Origin of the sequence: Bacillus sp. V33-4 (assembly GCF_002860225.1) — a bacterium.
GTDB classification, from domain to species: Bacteria; Bacillota; Bacilli; order Bacillales; family Cytobacillaceae; genus Bacillus_BJ; species Bacillus_BJ canaveralius.
In genome coordinates this window covers 86,137-105,070 of sequence record NZ_PGVC01000016.1, presented here as the reverse complement: position 1 = coordinate 105,070, position 18,934 = coordinate 86,137, and the positions used below count along the sequence as shown (strand labels likewise).

At 44.4% G+C, this 18,934-nt stretch carries 15 protein-coding genes and 1 pseudogene; all 16 read left to right on the top strand.

Annotated features, from left to right (window positions below; genetic code table 11):
• Window positions 1–16 precede the first annotated feature (16 nt).
• The 16 genes and pseudogenes from CVD23_RS06705 to CVD23_RS06630 all read left to right on the top strand — a co-directional run bounded on the left by CVD23_RS06705 (window position 17) and on the right by CVD23_RS06630 (window position 18,824).
• Window positions 17–1,066: a DUF3048 domain-containing protein gene (locus CVD23_RS06705; RefSeq protein WP_101665549.1), complete on the top strand. Its 1,050-nt coding sequence runs from the start codon at window positions 17–19 to the stop codon at window positions 1,064–1,066.
• 14 nt (window positions 1,067–1,080) lie between these two features.
• On the top strand, window positions 1,081–1,395 hold the full coding sequence (locus CVD23_RS06700) for a YerC/YecD family TrpR-related protein (RefSeq protein ID WP_101578287.1): 315 nt from the start codon (window positions 1,081–1,083) through the stop codon (window positions 1,393–1,395).
• 224 nt (window positions 1,396–1,619) lie between these two features.
• On the top strand, window positions 1,620–2,306 hold the full coding sequence (locus tag CVD23_RS06695; protein WP_101578286.1) for a heptaprenylglyceryl phosphate synthase: 687 nt from the start codon (window positions 1,620–1,622) through the stop codon (window positions 2,304–2,306).
• A gap of 74 nt (window positions 2,307–2,380) precedes the next feature.
• Window positions 2,381–4,588, top strand: coding sequence for a DNA helicase PcrA (pcrA, locus tag CVD23_RS06690; RefSeq protein ID WP_101665548.1), 2,208 nt, complete (start codon window positions 2,381–2,383; stop codon window positions 4,586–4,588).
• 88 nt (window positions 4,589–4,676) lie between these two features.
• A complete protein-coding gene (ligA, locus tag CVD23_RS06685) occupies window positions 4,677–6,683 on the top strand; it encodes an NAD-dependent DNA ligase LigA (RefSeq protein WP_101578303.1) in 2,007 nt (668 codons plus the stop codon).
• A 14-nt stretch (window positions 6,684–6,697) separates the two neighbouring features.
• The gene (locus tag CVD23_RS06680) at window positions 6,698–7,870 is read left to right on the top strand and encodes a CamS family sex pheromone protein (RefSeq protein ID WP_101578284.1); all 1,173 of its coding nucleotides are present in this window, start codon (window positions 6,698–6,700) and stop codon (window positions 7,868–7,870) included.
• Between the two features lie 193 nt (window positions 7,871–8,063).
• A complete protein-coding gene (pruA, locus tag CVD23_RS06675) occupies window positions 8,064–9,611 on the top strand; it encodes an L-glutamate gamma-semialdehyde dehydrogenase (RefSeq protein ID WP_101665547.1) in 1,548 nt (515 codons plus the stop codon).
• A gap of 140 nt (window positions 9,612–9,751) precedes the next feature.
• The gene (gene cls / locus CVD23_RS06670) at window positions 9,752–11,260 is read left to right on the top strand and encodes a cardiolipin synthase (RefSeq protein WP_101578282.1); all 1,509 of its coding nucleotides are present in this window, start codon (window positions 9,752–9,754) and stop codon (window positions 11,258–11,260) included.
• A gap of 63 nt (window positions 11,261–11,323) precedes the next feature.
• Window positions 11,324–11,560: pseudogene (locus CVD23_RS06665) on the top strand (SDR family oxidoreductase); the annotation flags it as partial.
• A gap of 217 nt (window positions 11,561–11,777) precedes the next feature.
• A complete protein-coding gene (locus CVD23_RS06660; protein ID WP_101578281.1) occupies window positions 11,778–12,770 on the top strand; it encodes a thiamine pyrophosphate-dependent dehydrogenase E1 component subunit alpha in 993 nt (330 codons plus the stop codon).
• A gap of 21 nt (window positions 12,771–12,791) precedes the next feature.
• Complete coding sequence (locus CVD23_RS06655; RefSeq protein WP_101578280.1) at window positions 12,792–13,820, top strand: alpha-ketoacid dehydrogenase subunit beta; 1,029 nt, start codon at window positions 12,792–12,794, stop codon at window positions 13,818–13,820.
• A 30-nt stretch (window positions 13,821–13,850) separates the two neighbouring features.
• A complete protein-coding gene (locus tag CVD23_RS06650) occupies window positions 13,851–15,080 on the top strand; it encodes a dihydrolipoamide acetyltransferase family protein (protein WP_101578279.1) in 1,230 nt (409 codons plus the stop codon).
• A gap of 15 nt (window positions 15,081–15,095) precedes the next feature.
• The gene (gene lpdA / locus CVD23_RS06645) at window positions 15,096–16,475 is read left to right on the top strand and encodes a dihydrolipoyl dehydrogenase (RefSeq protein ID WP_101578278.1); all 1,380 of its coding nucleotides are present in this window, start codon (window positions 15,096–15,098) and stop codon (window positions 16,473–16,475) included.
• 25 nt (window positions 16,476–16,500) lie between these two features.
• A complete protein-coding gene (locus CVD23_RS06640; protein ID WP_101665546.1) occupies window positions 16,501–17,277 on the top strand; it encodes an acetoin reductase in 777 nt (258 codons plus the stop codon).
• A gap of 449 nt (window positions 17,278–17,726) precedes the next feature.
• Window positions 17,727–18,182, top strand: a complete 456-nt coding sequence (locus tag CVD23_RS06635) for a hypothetical protein (RefSeq protein ID WP_101665545.1) — start codon at window positions 17,727–17,729, stop codon at window positions 18,180–18,182.
• A 441-nt stretch (window positions 18,183–18,623) separates the two neighbouring features.
• Complete coding sequence (locus CVD23_RS06630) at window positions 18,624–18,824, top strand: hypothetical protein (protein ID WP_257988080.1); 201 nt, start codon at window positions 18,624–18,626, stop codon at window positions 18,822–18,824.
• The last annotated feature ends 110 nt before the right edge of the window (window positions 18,825–18,934 follow it).

The window sequence follows — 18,934 nt, the reverse complement described above, 5'->3', positions numbered from 1 at the left end:
TTAGGGGGAAAATCGAATGCTAAAAAAATCGGCTGTGCTTGCAGCGAGCCTGCTTTTGCTTTTTTCTGGATGCAGCAACAAAGAGGAAGTAAAAGACGATGTGAAAAAGGCTGCTGATAAGACAGTAAAAGAGGTTGTTGCTGAAACATCTTTCTCGGAATATTACCCCTTAACAGGAATCGGTTCTGAAGAAGCGACTGACGGACGCGCTGTTGCTGTTATGGTCAATAATCATCCGGCAGCCAGGCCTCAGTCGGGCCTGAACAAAGCCGATATTGTTTATGAGGTTCTGGCTGAGGGCGGGGTAACGCGATTACTGGCTATTTTCCAAAGTGAAAAACCGGAAAATATCGGACCGGTCCGAAGTGCCAGGGAATACTATATTGAACTTGCCAAAGGATATGATAGCTTGTTTATTGCACACGGATACAGTCCCGATGCAAAATCAATGCTCGATAAAGGCTATATCGACCATTTAAACGGAATGGCCTATGACGGCACGCTTTTCCAAAGGGCAGATTTCCGGAAAGCGCCCCACAATTCCTATATTACGTTCGGGAACATTATGAAGGGTGCTGAAGAAAATCTCTTTCCAATGAATGAGAGCCCGGGAAGTCTGCAGTTTTATACAGAAAAAGAGCTGGATACGATCAGCGGCGAGGATGCCCAATCAGCGATGATTTCCTATTCTTCAGAGGATTTTAATTCGAGCTATGAATATGATGATCAGCTTGGCAAATATAAGCGCTATTCCAGCGGAGAACAAACCGTCGACTATGTGACGGAGGAACCGGTCTTGATTGACAACATTTTTATTGTCGAAACGGAACATGCCATCGTGGATGATGCCGGCCGCCGGGAAATTGACTTAACCTCGGGTGGACGAGCCCTTCTGCTTCAAAAGGGGAAGCGTAAGGAAGTGGAATGGAAAAATGTCGATGGAAAGATCCTTCCGTTCATCGCTGGTTCTGCTGCTCCGCTTGTTCCCGGAAAAACGTGGATCAACATCGTGCCGACGGATCCCGGCATCGAACAGAGTGTATCATTTGAGACAGAATCAATTTAAAGGAGTTTCTATGCATGCAAATTGATAAACTAAGAGGGAAAGACCTTGATCAGTTGTTTAAAGCTATTCTTTCATTAAGAGATCTGGAAGAATGTTACCGTTTCTTTGATGACCTGGCAACCGTTAATGAAATCCAGTCACTGGCACAGCGGCTTGAAGTGGCGAGGATGCTTCGTGAGGGGAAAACGTACCATAAGATCGAAACGGAAACAGGAGCAAGCACAGCAACGATTTCACGTGTGAAGCGCTGCTTAAATTATGGAAATGATGCTTACGAAATGGCACTCGAAAGGCTGCGCGAGCAGGAAACTGGCACAGTGAATGAATAAAAACCGAAGATTTTTCTTCGGTTTTTATTATTGCTTCAAAACGACTGCGAACAGAGCTGTTTAATCGAAATCACTCCTTAACAACCAGCAAAGAATCCTTGATACCCGTGCAGGGTTATACCCACTATTTAACTTTATTCTGTGGTCGGCTTTTCGTTTTGTATGCCCGTAACAAATGATATAATGGTGTAATGGAATGGAAGATAGAATGGAGGCAACCTAAGATGTATGAGATCCGCGAGTGGCGCCATGTGTTTAAACTCGATCCAAATAAAGAGATAACGGATGAAGCGCTTGAAAAAATTTGCGAATCGGGAACGGATGCAATCATTGTCGGCGGGACTGATGGCGTCACACTTGAAAATGTCCTTGACCTGATGGCGAAAATTCGCCGCTATACGGTTCCTTGCATATTGGAAGTATCAACGATTGACTCAGTCACGCCAGGATTCGACCTATACTTTATTCCGACCGTTTTAAATAGCCGCGACCCTAAATGGATAACCGAACTTCATCATCAGGCTGTAAAGGAGTACGGGGAAATCATGAATTGGGAAGAGATTATCGTCGAAGGCTATTGCATTTTGAATCCAGAATGTAAAGCGGCCGAGCAGACCAATGCAAACACTCACCTATCAAACGACGATGTTGTCGCTTATGCAATGATGGCGGAGAAAATGTTCCGGCTGCCGATATTCTATCTTGAATATAGCGGGTCATACGGAGATTCTCAATTAACGGCACAAGTGCGGAGTACGCTTGAACATACAACCCTCTTTTATGGCGGCGGAATTGAGACGGCTAAGCAAGCCGCGGAAATGGGCGCTCATGCCGATGTAATTGTCGTTGGTAATGTCATTTATAATAATCTTGACGAAGCCTTGGAAACTGTAAAAGCTGTTAAGGGGTAAAACAGATCCTGCTTTCTCTTTCGTAAAAAATAAGATAAAATAAGAACAAATGTTTGTTTGGTGGTGAAGCTAAAATGCAATTTTTAACTGATAAATTATTAACCGGATTAAATCCAGAGCAGCAAAATGCTGTAAAAGCAACGAAGGGCCCCCTTTTGATCATGGCAGGAGCCGGCAGTGGAAAAACCAGGGTTTTAACCCATCGCATTGCTTATTTAATGGTTGAAAAAGGTGTTAATCCTTATAACATCCTTGCGATAACCTTTACCAATAAAGCGGCGAGAGAGATGCGAGACCGCATCTCAAAAATGATGGGCGGAGCAGCAGATGATATCTGGATTTCGACGTTCCACTCAATGTGTGTACGGATTCTTCGCCGCGATATCGACCGGATCGGATTTAATCGTAACTTTACGATTCTCGATACAACAGATCAGCTATCGGTTATTAAAGGGATTTTAAAGGCTAAAAATATCGATCCGAAGAAATTTGATCCGCGCGCGATTCTAGGCTCGATCAGCAGTGCGAAAAATGAACTGATCGATTCCGAAGAGTATTCCAATACAGCGGGGGGCTTTTACGAGCAGGTTGTCAGTGATGTTTATGAAGAATACCAAAGACGGCTGCGGAAAAATCAGGCCCTTGATTTTGATGACTTGATTATGAAGACCATCCTCCTGTTCAAAAGAGTACCTGAAGTTTTAGAATACTATCAGCGTAAATTCCAATATATTCATGTCGATGAGTATCAAGATACAAATAAAGCACAATATACATTGGTAAAGCTTTTGGCTGAGCGGTTTGAAAATTTATGCTGTGTCGGTGATTCCGACCAGTCGATTTACCGTTGGCGGGGAGCGGACATTGCCAATATTCTTTCTTTCGAAAAAGATTATCCGAACGCGAAAGTAATTCTGCTCGAGCAAAACTATCGTTCCACTAAAAAGATTCTGTCGGCTGCCAACGGAGTCATTGCAAAAAATGCTAACCGTAAACCGAAAAATTTATGGACGGAAAACGACGAAGGAAATAAAATTTACTATTTTCGGGCAGACAGTGAACAGGGAGAAGCGCAATTCGTCGCAGGGAAAATTAAAGAGATGGTTGATAGCGATAAACGCAAGCCTTCTGAAATTGCGATTTTATACCGGACAAATGCCCAATCCCGTGTCATGGAAGAAGTGCTTTTAAAATCAACGATTGACTATTCAATCGTTGGCGGAATCAAATTCTATGACCGCAAAGAAATTAAGGACATGCTGGCTTACCTCCGCCTGATTGCCAATCCTGATGACGATATCAGCCTCCAGCGCGTTATCAACGTTCCAAAAAGAGGGATCGGCGGAACCTCTGTAGATAAAATTGCCGAGTTTGCAGCCATGCATGATTTGTCTATGTATCAGGCACTTGAAGCAGTGGACTTGATTGGCTTAAGCCCGAAAATTACAAAGGCTGCAGCCGAGTTTCGCGATTTAATCGAAAACTACACACGTCAACAAGAGTATTTGTCTGTCACTGAGCTGGTAGAAGAAATTCTTGCGAAATCCGGTTACCGTGAAATGCTTCAGCTTGAGAAATCGATCGAAGCACAAAGCCGCCTTGAAAACCTGGATGAATTTATGTCGGTCACGAAAAACTTTGAAGAAACGAATGAAGACAAAAGTTTGATTGCTTTTTTAACGGACCTCGCGCTTGTTGCTGATATTGACAAGCTTGACGATGACGGAAAAAAAGCAGATGCGGTCGTGTTAATGACTCTTCATTCTGCTAAAGGGCTCGAATTCCCGGTTGTTTTCTTAATAGGTTTGGAGGAAGGTGTCTTTCCGCACAGCCGGTCTTTGATGGAAGAGGCTGAAATGGAAGAAGAGCGCCGCCTTGCTTACGTAGGAATTACAAGGGCTGAACAGGAATTATTTTTAACCAATGCGCAAATGCGCACCCTTTTCGGGCGGACGAATATGAACCCGCCTTCCCGGTTTATAAAAGAAATTCCGGTCGATCTGCTTGAAGGCCTCCAGCCTGCAGCAAAAGCTGGATCACCATTTGCTGCACCGTCAAGACAACCGATGAGACAGCCGGTCATGCGCCCGGTTATCACTTCCACAGGCGGCGAACAGGCAGATTGGAAGGTTGGAGATAAAGCGGAACATGGCAAATGGGGAACCGGAACAGTTGTCAGTGTGAAGGGCGAAGGAGAGAGTACCGAGCTCGATATAGCATTCCCAAGCCCAATTGGCATTAAACGGTTGCTGGCAAAATTTGCCCCGATTAAAAAAGGATAACGAAACAGCCTTCCTTTCTTCCGGCAGTTTTGCAACCCGGAATCCGAGGCAAATCACCAATCACCAAATCAATGAAAGGGCTGGATTTATGGACCTTGAAAAAGCGGAATCGCGCGTAAAAGAATTGCATAATCTTTTAAATCAATACAATTATGAGTACCATGTACTTGACCAGCCGTCAGTCCCGGACGCGGAGTATGACCAGCTTCTCCGTGAACTGGTCGAACTCGAAACCGAATTTCCAGAGCTGAAAACGGCTGACTCGCCTTCGCAGCGCGTCGGCGGTGCGATTCTTGATATGTTTGAAAAAGTGCAGCACCGCACACAGATGCTCAGTCTCGGCAATGCTTTCAATGAGCAGGATTTGCGCGATTTTGACCGGAGGGTCCGCCAGATTGCCGGCGAAGACATCGCATATGTTTGCGAGCTTAAAATTGACGGGCTCGCTGTTTCTCTCCTCTATGAAGACGGTTTGTTCATTCGCGGTGCTACCCGTGGCGACGGCATGACCGGAGAGGATATTACAGCTAATTTACGAACGGTACGTTCAATTCCTTTACGGCTGAATGAACCTGTTACCCTGGAGGTCCGTGGTGAAGTGTTTATGCCTAAGCGGTCATTTGAAGCGTTAAACCAGGCCAGGGAAGAACGTGGCGAAGAGTTGTTTGCCAATCCGAGAAATGCTGCAGCCGGCTCGCTGCGGCAACTGGATCCCCGGATCGCGAAGTCACGAAATTTGGATATTTTTGTTTACGGAATTGCCGATGTTGGGGAAACGGGCGTCGTTTCGCACAGTGAAGGCCTCGATCTATTGGATAGGCTTGGCTTTAAAACCAATAAAGAACGGAAACGTTGTGCAAACATCGATGAAGTCATCCAGTTTGTTGAAGGCTGGGTCGAACGGCGCCCGAACCTTCCGTATGATATTGATGGAATTGTCATCAAAGTAGATTCACTCGAACAGCAGGAACGGCTGGGAACAACAGCGAAAAGCCCGCGCTGGGCGACTGCTTATAAATTTCCTGCCGAAGAGGTCGTTACGGTCTTAAAAAGGATTGATTTGCGGGTTGGCCGGACTGGAGTGCTAACCCCGACCGCGATTCTCGAGCCTGTCAGAGTAGCTGGGACGACTGTGCAAAGGGCTACGCTCCATAATGAAGATTTGATCAGGGAAAAGGATATTAAAATCGGCGACCATGTTGTCGTCAAAAAAGCCGGAGATATCATTCCCGAGGTTGTCAATGTGCTGGCAGACCGCCGGACCGGCGAGGAGCAGGACTTCAAAATGCCGGACAACTGTCCTGAGTGCAACAGCGAACTGGTCCGCCTTGATGGCGAAGTGGCATTGCGCTGTATCAATCCGAAATGCCCTGCGCAAATTCGCGAAGGACTGATTCATTTTGTTTCCCGCAACGCCATGAATATTGACGGGCTCGGTGAGCGTGTTGTCAGTCAACTGTTTGCCGAAGAATTGATTCACGATGTAGCTGATTTATATAAGCTGACGAGAGATCAGCTTCTTGAACTGGAGCGCATGGGCGAGAAGTCCGTCGACAATCTTCTGAACGCGATTGAAGCTTCGAAGCGGAATTCGCTTGAACGGCTGCTCTTCGGTCTTGGCATCCGCCATGTCGGCTCAAAAGCGGCAAAAACGCTCGCACAGGAGTTCGAGACGATAGACAGACTTGCCGCAGCCAGCCGTGAGGAATTGACAGCGATTAACGAGATCGGTGAAAAAATGGCGGATGCGGTCGTTACCTATTTCGGGCTGGAAGAGGTGCGCGAATTAATCAACGAATTGAAGGAAGCCGGCGTCAACCTCGTTTACACCGGACCAAAACCGGTGGCAGCGTCACAGTCTGATTCTGTTTTTGCCGGAAAAACGGTTGTGCTTACCGGCAAGCTTGAGCAGCTTTCAAGGAACGAAGCAAAAGAGAAGATTGAAGCGCTTGGGGGCAATGTCGCCGGGAGCGTCAGTAAGAAGACCGACCTGGTTATTGCCGGTGAGGATGCCGGGTCCAAGCTTGCGAAGGCACAAGAACTGGGCATTACGGTATGGGATGAGGAGAAACTGATTGAAGAATTAAATAAGTAAGAGGTGGGAATGCTGTGAAAAAACTTTCAATGGCCGCTCTGTCTCTTGTTTTGCTGCTGACAGCCTGTGCCCCGAATTTTCAACAGCAAGAGGAAGTCGTTCAGGAAACGGATGAAAAAAAAGAGAAGGCAATTATCCCGAAATATAAAATATCGGATGAATATTATCGGATGATAACGCCGTTCGAGCCCGGGGAAGCCCGCGGTTTAGTCGTGAATAATTTAAATACCCGTTATGATATAAATGAATTTGAAACAGGGTTGATGAGGCTTGCCCAAAACGCCTTTGATCCGAACAAATACGTTTTTCAAGAAGGCCAGTTTTTAAAAAAGGAACAGGTTACAGCATGGCTGAACCGGAAATTCACGCCTGCCCAGCTGCAAGCAAGGAATTTGGATGAGTCGAAAAACCTCGGTTTAAATCCGCCCGATGACGAACAAGGCACGATCGATGAGCGGAACGCAAAAAGCCCGATCTATTTGGCCCATATTTTAGAACATAATTATTATATTAAGCAGGACAATAGCGACGCATTCAGTTTGGGCGGCGTCGTGATCGGCCTGGCGTTGAATTCCGTCCATTATTATCAAAGGGAGCAATTTGGCGCCACCTTTGAACGGGATATTACCCGCAGTGAACTTGACAGGGAAGGAAAAAAACTCGCCGAAGAAGTAATTAAGAGGTTGAGAGGGGTTGACGAACTGAAGGAAGTCCCAATCACCATTGCTTTATTTGAACAGGAAACGCGGTCTTCGGTCGTTCCGGGGAACTTCTTTGCTTATACGAATGTTGCCAATGGCAGCGCGAGTATTGGTGGTTGGGAGGAAGTCAACGAAGATTATGTATTATTTCCTTCAAAAGATGCAGAAGACAATCACCGGGAGGATTTCACTTCCTTTCAGAACTTTAAGCAGGATGTAGAAGAATTTTTCCCTAACTTCAATGGCGTAATTGGCGAAGGGTTTTATGCTGGAGGCCAGCTCCAGGAGTTATCGATCGATATCCCGATCCAATTTTACGGAAAAGCAGAAGGGATTGGTTTTACCCAGTATGTGACCGGAAAAGTGATGGAACACTTCCCAAACTATATTTCTGTCCAGGTCAGCATCACATCGGTTAATGGCCCGGAAGCATTGATTGTCCGCAAAGCGGAGCAAGATGAACCTTTTGTCCATATTTACGAATAAAGGTAATCATATTGTGCTGCTGGGACATTAAAATTAAACGACCAAGCCTCCGGAAATCAATAGATGCATTCCGGAGGCTTTATTTTATGGCTTTTAAAGAGTGAATTTTTTATATTTTGGAAATTGATGATCAGAACAGAAACATGTTAAAATTAAAAGTGTGTGAAAACTTTTTTACATAGGAGGCGGTAACATGGTACAACCATATAAACATGAGCCATTCACTGATTTTTCCGGTGAAAAGAATCGCAACGCGTATTTGCAAGGACTGAAAACAGTCGAACAATATTTGGGACAGAATTACGATTTATTGATTGGCGGAGAGCGTATCTCCACTGAAGACAAAATCATTTCATACAATCCATCAAATAAAGAGGAAGTAATCGGACGCGTTTCCAAAGCGAACCGCGATCTTGCAGAAAAGGCCATGCAGTCAGCCGTTGCAGCATTTAAGACATGGAAAAAAGCAAAGGTGGAGACACGCGCCGATGTGTTATTCAAAGCAGCAGCAATTATCCGTCGCCGCAAGCATGAGTTCTCCGCCCTTTTAACGAAGGAAGCAGGCAAGCCATGGCGCGAAGCGGATGCTGATACTGCAGAAGCAATAGACTTTTTGGAGTTTTACGCCCGACAAGCTTTAAAGCTTAAGAATGGTGTGCCGGTACAAAGCCGTCCAAATGAATATAACCGCTACGATTATATCCCGCTTGGCGTTGGAATCATTATTTCACCATGGAATTTCCCGTTGGCAATCATGGCCGGTACAACTGTTGCCGCCATTGTTTCCGGCAACACGGTGCTTTTAAAACCTGCCTCAACTACGCCTGTTAGCGCAGCTAAATTTGTCGAAGTGATGGAAGAAGCAGGACTTCCAAAAGGCGTTCTAAACTTTGTTCCGGGCAGCGGTGCAGAAGTCGGCGACTATCTGGTAGACCATAAAGATACTCGTTTTATTTCATTTACAGGTTCCCGTGATGTTGGGCTTCGCATTTTTGAACGTGCATCGAAGCTTAACAACGGCCAAATTTGGCTGAAGCGTGTAATCGCTGAAATGGGCGGGAAAGATACAATTGTCGTCGACAGTGATGCAGATCTTGAATTGGCGGCCCAAGCGATCGTTTCCTCCGCGTTTGGCTTCTCCGGGCAAAAATGTTCGGCTGGTTCCCGCGCAATTGTCGTTGAAGATGTTTACGACGAGGTATTAAATCGTGCCGTTGAATTAACGAAAGAATTAACGGTCGGCAATCCTGAAGATCAGAACAACTATATGGGACCGGTCATTGACCAGGCTGCCTTTGACAAAATCACGAGCTATATTGAGGTTGGCAAGCAGGAAGGCAAATTGATGACTGGCGGTGAAGGAGACAATTCAAAAGGCTTCTTTATCAAGCCTACTATTTTTGCTGATCTTGACCCGAAATCCCGGATCATGCAGGAGGAAATCTTCGGACCGGTTATCGGCTTTTCGAAAGCAAGAGATTTCAATCATGCCATTGAGATAGCCAACAACACCGAATATGGCTTAACCGGTGCTGTCATCACCAGGAACCGCGAGCATATTGAGCAAGCCCGTGAAGATTTCCATGTTGGGAACCTTTACTTTAACCGCGGCTGTACAGGCGCGATTGTCGGTTATCAGCCGTTTGGAGGCTTTAACATGTCCGGTACCGACTCTAAAGCAGGCGGTCCCGATTACTTGCTGCTTCACATGCAAGCAAAAACCACTTCTGAATTGTACTAAATTTCCACCCCTTCTTTTCCGTGAAGGGGTCTTATTTTGGCATCTAGGAATCTGTGCTTTTGCAGATGATGAGCTAAATGTTTCTCCAGGCTAACTTTATGGGTATATGCAGTTAAATAGACTTAGTGGAGAATGATCAAATGATAAAACGGAGAATAGAATTTCTTTTTGTGATTATTTTGGCAACAGCATTATATATTATGATGTTTAGTGGTTTCTCATCATTTATAAAGCTCATTTTTGCGATCATATACGGTGTGATTATTTTGATCAGTGTCTACTCTTTAATGCTTGAAAACCGCTCTGCCCCGCATACCCTGCTGTGGATGTATGTTCTCGTCCTCTTCCCCCTCTTGGGATATTTCTTTTATTTATATTCAGGTCAGCTTTATTTAAAAGGCTATTTGTTTAAAAATAAGCGGAGTAAAGACAGGGAAGAATGGCTAAAGCTGTTGAATCGAGTAAAAGCACCCAGTTTAGCGTTTTTGCAGGACAATCAGCAAGTCTTCGCCAAGTATGCGAGCAGAGCTTCATTGACTTCGATTAGTACTGCGTCGAGAACTACTGTGCTGAATAATGGCCAGGAAACTTTTTCGGAAATGAAGAGAAAACTCAGAGCTGCTGAAAAATATATTCATATCGAATATTATATTTTCCGGTCTGACCGGCTTGGGAAGGAAATCATTGAAATTTTGATAGAAAAAGCCAGGGAAGGAATAGAAGTCTTGTTTATCTTCGACGCGGCAGGCAGTATGAGCCTGTCTGGCGGGGATATCGCCAAAATGAAAAGTGCCGGAATTAAAGCCTATCCCTTTTCTCCACTAAAATATGGATTTTTTAATCAAAAGTTTAACTTTCGCAACCATCGGAAAATTGTCGTTATCGATGGCGAATCTGGATTTGTCGGCGGATTGAATGTCGGTGTGGAATATCTTGGCGAAGATGACAGCATTGGATTCTGGAGGGATACCCACTTAATGCTTGAGGGTGACGCCGTTTATACACTCCATACGATTTTTTTATTAGATTGGGAGTATGTCAGCGGAGAAAGTGTTCTTAAAAAACGGCCTCATCCAAAGCCGATCGAGGAAGGAGAATTGGATGGAGCTGTGCAGGTAGTGGCGAGTGGCCCTGATACACAGCAAGGGATCATGAGTGACTTTTTTTACGCGTTGATAGCAAGTGCGACAAAGTCAATCTGGATTGCTTCACCTTATTTTGTGCCAAATGAGGCAATTCGAACCGCACTAAGGGTTGCTGCCGTAAAAGGAGTGGAGGTTCGTGTGATGGTACCGGAAATTAATGACGGCTTTCTAACCCAATATGCTTCACGCTCTTATTTTTCAGAACTGTTAAGATGCGGCGTTGAAGTTTATTCGTACAAAAAAGGATTTCTGCATCAGAAAATCATCATTGTTGATGGAAACCTTGCTTCGATTGGGACTGCAAACATGGACATGCGCAGCTTCCACTTAAACTTTGAAGTGAATGTGTTTTTATTTGGCACAAGCTCAATCCGGGACCTTATTGCCCATTACGAAGAGGATACTGAAGACAGCGAGCTCATCCGGCCTGTTGCTTATTACAAGAGGGGCTATATTGAAAGAACAAAGGAATCGTTTGCGCGGCTGTTTTCAGGAGTGTTATAAAGGAAATATACTGCTGTATTAAAATCAATCTAATAAACCCCATTATGGGGTTTTTTGACGTGGGAATTAGGTCAGTATGGAATAACGGTCAATATGGTTTCAGGAGGACTATTAAAAATGACCGATGCAAGTTCTGCCACTTCTGAAGAAGTATTTCAATTAATTGAGTCGTCAACACCGCTTCGAAAAGTAAAAGATCCTGCCGAGGTCGCGGATGCGATTGTTTTCTTTGCTTCACCATTGGCAAGAGCCGTAACTGGCCAGAACTTAATGGTTGATGGCGGTTTGGTTATGAACTAATAGTGAATGATGCATTTGTACAGTTGCTCAGCAACGCCTGTGCGCCACACATAGGGGCGATGAGGTAATCAAAAAGAGACAAAACGAGACACCATCTCATTTTGTCTCTTTTTTTGTCCCAGTATATAAGAATAATGCTATGTTTTACGCTAGGCTGTGTTGGCACGATATTTGCATTAAACAATAGTGAATCAAATCTACGAATGGAGGTTTATAAATGGAAACGACTAAAAGCAAAGAATTGATCTTGTCTCAGGAAAAGGCACATTGGATGTACAAAAAGATGCTTGAGATCCGCGAATTTGAAGATAAGGTGCATGAACTGTTTGCAACAGGAATTCTTCCGGGATTTGTTCACCTTTATGCAGGCGAGGAAGCCGTGGCTGTCGGCGTTTGCGCGCATCTCACTGAAAAAGACAGCATCACGAGTACCCATCGTGGCCATGGCCATTGTATTGCGAAAGAATGCGACTTAAATGGAATGATGGCTGAAATCTATGGAAAAGCAACAGGTCTGTGCAAAGGTAAAGGCGGTTCCATGCACATTGCCGATTTGGATAAAGGAATGCTGGGGGCAAATGGAATTGTCGGAGGAGGATTTCCGCTCGCTTGTGGGGCAGCCTTAACGGCTAAATACAAAAAGACCAATAATGTAAGCGTTTGCTTTTTTGGTGATGGGGCAAATAATCATGGCACTTTCCATGAAGGAATCAATCTTGCTGCGATATGGAAGCTGCCGGTTGTGTTCGTCGCGGAAAACAACGGCTATGCAGAAGCGACTCCATTTACGTATGCGTCAAGCTGCAAGGCCATTAAAGATCGCGCGATCGGTTACAATATCCCGGGTGTTCAAGTCGATGGTAAAGACGTAATGGCCGTTTTTAAGGCAGCAGAAGAAGCGATTCAAAGAGCCCGCAGAGGAGAGGGCCCTTCATTGATCGAATGCGTTACTTACCGTAATTACGGACATTTTGAGGGAGATGCCCAGAAATATAAAACAGTGGAAGAAAAGAAAGTCCACAAGCAAGAGAAGGACGCGATTATTCCATTCAGGCAATATCTGCTCGATCAGCAGCTGTTGGATGAAAATGAACTGAAATCAGTTGAGGATTCGGTATCAGAAGCGATAAAGAATGCTGTGAAATTTAGTGAGGACAGCCCGTATCCGGATCAATCCGATTTGCTGACCGATGTTTATGTTTCATATTAAAAATAAAAGGAGGAATGAAGGATGGCACGAGAAATCAGTATGTCAGAAGCGATAAACGAGGCGATGACGCTGGCAATGAGAAAGGACGAAAACGTCATTCTGATGGGCGAGGATGTTGCAGGCGGCGCGGAAGTCGACCATCTGCAGGATGATGAAGCATGGGGCGGTGTTCTTGGGGTTACAAAAGGACTCGTCCAGGAATTTGGCCGTGACCGGATTTTGGATACACCCATCGCAGAAGCTGGCTATATGGGTGCAGCGATGGCAGCTGCGTCTACCGGTCTGCGTCCGATTGCTGAATTAATGTTCAACGATTTTATTGGGAGTTGTTTGGATGAGGTCATGAACCAGGGAGCCAAGTTCCGTTATATGTTTGGAGGAAAAGCGCAAGTTCCTGTTACAATCCGGACAATGCACGGTGCCGGGTTTAGAGCAGCGGCCCAGCATTCCCAAAGTTTATATGGCCTGTTTACAAGCATCCCGGGACTAAAGGTGCTAGTGCCGTCAACTCCTTACGACGCGAAAGGGTTGTTGCTTGCAGCGATTGAAGACAACGATCCGGTGATCTTTTTCGAGGACAAAACACTATACAACAAGAAGGGGGAAGTGCCGGAAGGGTATTACACAGTTCCGATCGGGAAAGGCGAAGTTAAACGCCAAGGAACTGATTTAACCATTGTTGCGGTCGGCAAACAAGTCCACACCGCCATGCAGGCGGCAGAGCAGGTTGCTGCTAAAGGAATCGAAATCGAAATAGTAGACCCAAGAAGCTTATCGCCGCTCGATGAGGAAACGATCCTTACCTCTGTTGCAAAAACGAATCGCTTGATCGTGATTGATGAAGCCAACCCGAGATGCAGCATCGCCACGGACATAGCTGCACTGGTCGCGGATAAAGGTTTTGATTCGCTTGATGCGCCAATCAAAAGGATAACTGCACCTCATACTCCTGTACCATTTTCACCGCCTTTGGAAGATATTTATCTTCCTACACCGGAGAAAGTGATCAAAGTGGTATCTGAATTACTTGGCGAACCTCTTGGTGTATAAGGGGTTAACGACAGAAAGGAGAGCGCATAAATGGCAGTAGAAGTAGTAATGCCGAAGTTGGGAATGGCAATGAAGGAAGGCACAGTATCACTATGGAATAAAGAAGTCGGAGACGCGGTTGGGGCGGGAGAAACCATTGCCAGCATCAGCTCTGAAAAAATAGAAATGGATGTTGAATCTCCGGCAGATGGCACGATTCTAAAAATCGCTGTACCAGAGGGAGAAGGTGTCCCTCCTGGTACGGTTATATGTTACATCGGAAACGCCGGAGAAGAGATCATCTCCAATGAAGTTAACCGACAGGAAACTAGCATTCGTGACGTGGACAAAGAGCCTCTAAAACAAAAAGAACTTTCTACTGTAGCGGTTATCAGTCGAGGTGATCGGGTGAAAATTTCACCGGTCGCCCGGAAAATGGCTGAGGCGGCCAAATTGGATGTTGAAAAAATTAAAGGAACAGGACCCGGTGGGAGAATCACAAAAGAGGATGTACAGGAAGCCATTCACAATTCCCGCAGCAGGGAAGCTGAAAATGTAATAAGTGAAGAACTTCCAAGCCAATCTACTGAAAATGCGCGGCAGGTTGCCCTCAGTGGAATCCGCAAAGTCATTGCAAGACGTATGCAGGATAGTTTACAAAACAGCGCACAATTAACGATTATGATGAAGGCTGATGTAACAGAACTCCTAAAAATGCAAAAACAGGCCTCTGAAGCCATGCAAAAAAACAACGACGAAAAGCTGACAGTAACAGACTTTCTTTCGCGGGCAGCTGTCCTTTCGTTAAAGGAACATTTACAAATGAACAGTGCCTATATTGATGAAAAAATTCATCTCTTTGAGGAGGTTCATCTCGGTATTGCAGTAGCATTGGAAACAGGCCTGGTGGTTCCGGTCATCCGGCACGCCGAAAAATGCACAATACGGCAATTGTCGAAGGCAAGCAAAGAGCTCGCCCGGAGAGCAAGAGCAGGGCGGCTTTCCAGTGAGGAAATGCAGGGATCCACTTTTACAATAAGCAATCTTGGCGCATACGGTGTTGAACACTTCACCCCTATTTTGAATCCGCCGGAAACAGGTATTCTCGGTGTAGGAGCCGTCTTTGATACACCTGTTTATTTAGGGGATGAATTGAAAAGAAGAAGCATCTTGCCGCTTAGCTTAACTTTTGATCATCGCGTCCTTGATGGCGCTCCAGCGTCAGCATTTCTACAAACATTGAAACGCTATTTGGAAGAGCCGATGACGATGCTTTTATAGAAGGGAGAAGATCCTTTGACACCGATAACGATAATAGGAGGAGGCCCTGCCGGGTATGTCGCGGCCATTACGGCTGCCCGGCAGGGAAAAGAAGTCATCCTGATTGAGCAGGCATTATTGGGAGGCACCTGCTTAAACGAAGGATGTATGCCAACGAAATCTTTATTGCAGAGTGCTGATACGTTTCAGCTTGTCAAAAATGCAGCATCATTTGGTGTCCGTCTGCCATCCCAATCAATAGAGATCGATTGGAATGCAGTACAGCAGAGGAAGAACACAATTGTCACTCAACTTGTGCAAGGTATTCAATACTTGATGAAGAAGAATAAAATAAAAGTGATCAGGGGAACGGCTTCGTTTCTGAACCGTTATGCATTACGGATAGAGAACGCTGCAGAAAGTGAACACATTGAAGTGAACCAAGTGATTATTGCTTCGGGATCAGAACCGATTTTTTTACCGTTTGCACCGTTTGATGGAGAGTGGATTATCGACAGCAGTCAAGCGATGCATGCCCAATCCATTCCTTCTTCCCTTTTAATCATAGGAGGCGGTGTGATCGGATGCGAGTTCGCAAGCATCTATGGCAGGATGGGAACGAAGGTTACCATCGTTGAGATGGCCGAACAGCTCCTTCCTGGAGAAGATGAAGATATCTCTTCCGTCTTACATAAAGAATTGGAGAGCCAGGGAGCCACCTTGTATACCTCGACTACAGTGAAGGATATCAATATAGAAAAAAAGAAGGTTGTGGCAGAGAATAATGCAGGTATCCATGAATTTCAGCCCGATTGCGTACTTGTATCAATTGGAAGAAAACCAAGACTAAGTGGTTTAGGCTTAGAGAATATTGGTGTTGATTATACAAAGCAGGGAATTTTGGTGGATGAACAACTGCAAACCAGTGTACCCAAAATTTATGCATGCGGCGACGTCATTGGAGGAATCCAGCTGGCTCATGTTGCTTTTCATGAAGGGACGGTTGCCGCGCTGAACGCCTGCGGCACGGCTGCAAAAACGAATTATCGGGCTGTGCCCCGCTGTATTTATACTCATCCGGAAATAGCCAGTGTAGGTCTGACGGAAAAACAGGCAAGGGACCAATACGGGGATATAAAGATTGGGGAATTCCCTTTCACTGTAAACGGGAAAGCGCTTATTTCGGGTGAACGGATGGGCAAGGTGAAAGTGTTGGTTGAACCGCGATATCATGAAATTGTTGGTTTATCCATCGTCGGTCCGCATGCCACAGAACTAATCGGCCAAGGAACGCTTATGCTTCATGCGGAATTAACAACAGATGTAATGGAGCATCTTATCACCGCCCATCCTACCTTATCCGAAGCGGTACACGAAGCGTTGCTTAGTGCTGTTGGCCATGCTGTTCATGTGTAGAGAAGAATAAAAAGGAGGAATACCGATGGAGTCAAATAAGAGAACGGCGTTGGTAACTGGATCAGGCCGCGGAATTGGCCGTGCCATAGCTTTAAGACTTGCTGAAGATGGTTTTAATGTCGTGGTTAACGACATTGACTTGGACAATGCTGAAACTGTTGTGAAGGAAATCAAGGAATTAGGCCGGGAAAGTTTCTCGATTCAAGCAGACGTTAGCAAAAGGGATCAAGTTTTTGATATGGTCCAAACTGTAGTAAAACACTTTGGACAGCTCGATGTAATGGTTTCAAATGCAGGAATCGCTCAAATTAAGCCTTTGCTGGAAGTGACAGATGAAGATCTTCAACAAATATTTGAAATAAATGTATACGGTGTCCTTTATTGTCTGCAGGCTGCTGCTGAACAAATGAAAAAGCAAAAACATGGGAAGATTATTAGTGCTGCCAGCATTGCGAGTTATAAAGGGTTCAGCCTTTTAGGGACATATTCAGCTACCAAGTTTGCAGTCAGAGGCTTAACACAGGCAGCAGCTCAAGAACTAGCTCAATTCGGGATTACGGTTAATGCCTATTGTCCGGGAATTGTCGATACGCAAATGTGGGATCTTATTGATGAAAAAATGGGTGAATATATGAATCTGGAAAAAGGAGAAGCATTTAAGCAGTTTACTCAATCAATCACGCTTGGAAGGCCGGAAACACCAGAAGATGTAGCCAAGTTTGTATCATTTCTGGCCTCGCCAGATTCAGATTATATGACTGGCCAGTCCGTTATCCTCGATGGAGGAGTCATTTTTTCATAGTTATATAGACAAATAATTATCATTAGGCATCACTGCTAACAAGGGGCGACATGGAACTCGCAGGAAACACTAATAAGGAGTAAGCGTTTTAAACTTAGAGAATATTGATGTCGATTTTACAAAGCAGGGAATTATGGTGAACGAAAACGAAGCATTGCTTAGTGCTGTTGGTCACTCTGCTCATGTGTAAAATATAATTCTCTGATTAATATCACCCCGTGTAATAAAAAAAGTCAGCAGTAACATGCTGGCTTCTTTGTCATCTAAGCCCAGGAATAGGGTTTTATTTATAAACATTCTTTATTCCCAATTTGCTACTCGATGCATATACTTTATTGGTCCGTTCGAAAGCGTAGTGAATAACATCTGAACCACATATAGCTATTACCATCAAGTTTTGATATTCATTTATGTATTTATCATTTTTTAAATCCAAGGAGAGATCTACTTTGCAAACTACTCAGGGAATCCCGGTTAGTATACCAGTCCCATCACGGTGGGGTATCCATGCTGCTATAGCTGGCAGACCGGTCGTTTGGGGCACAATGATTATCAACTCCATTACCGGAAACAGGGTAACTGGTACAGTTAATTTTCGTGGCAGACCTATTCCGATTAATGGATATTGGGATGAACGCACCAAACAAATAAGATTTGATTCACCTTATGCCTCATATTCAGGTAACTTAACGATATACGATGATCCCCGAATTAGAATTCGACATTATATTTTAAATGGACGCCTTATGATGAAGCCCCCTTCATTACAAGCAGGCGAGTCTGGCACTTGGGTTGCTACAACCGATACAATTCTCACCGGATCCCCCGTTATTAGTGACACTTTGCCCCCTGTTGGAGTCTTTTTAACATCAGATATACTATACGGTAATCGGCTGCAAAAATAGAGTTATATGGGGGGAAAAGAGGGATTTTTCCGTATTTTGCATCCCATTACAAAAATCCAGTTAAGATAATCGTTCATATTGGTGCTCAAGGAATCCCTCAGATTTATATTATCTGAAGGCTTCCGGGTGCAACATAATGTCCTTTATTTGCTCAATTACATTCATTCTTATAATGATCTATCAAGAGGCTCAGCTTTTATTAGAAAGTGTTTTCTGGGTCTCTTTTTGTATGCCCTTTTTCAGTTTTAATTTTCATGATAGTGAATGAGAAACAATCTCTTTCCCGCTTACCAAATTAGTATCCATGGGAACCAGTAAATTACAAATTTATGAATCATAGCACCTGTGAAATCCTTTTTAGTTAAGTTTGTATATTTCATCTTTTTGTGATTGATAATAAACTTATGAATGAATTTCAAGGGGGTTATGAATTTGAGCGAAGTGTCCATTGATAACCAATCAAGGCAGAACCAAGGTAACTTACTAAGTGGACAAAAGCAAGGCAATGCGCTATACAGTATTGCACTAGGTGGATTGATTTTAACAACTATTTACACAGCTGTGTTAGCATCACAATTAATGAGCACCAAGCAGAAAGTTGAATATATCTATTACAAAACAAAGTTTACAGAAAAAAAATAACCCGTTGGTTACACAGGGAGAGCAACTGATGAATTTATGTGACCTATAGCCCAAACAGTTTCACGCATACTATGCATGAAGCTGTTTTTAATGAAACACTTATCCAATAA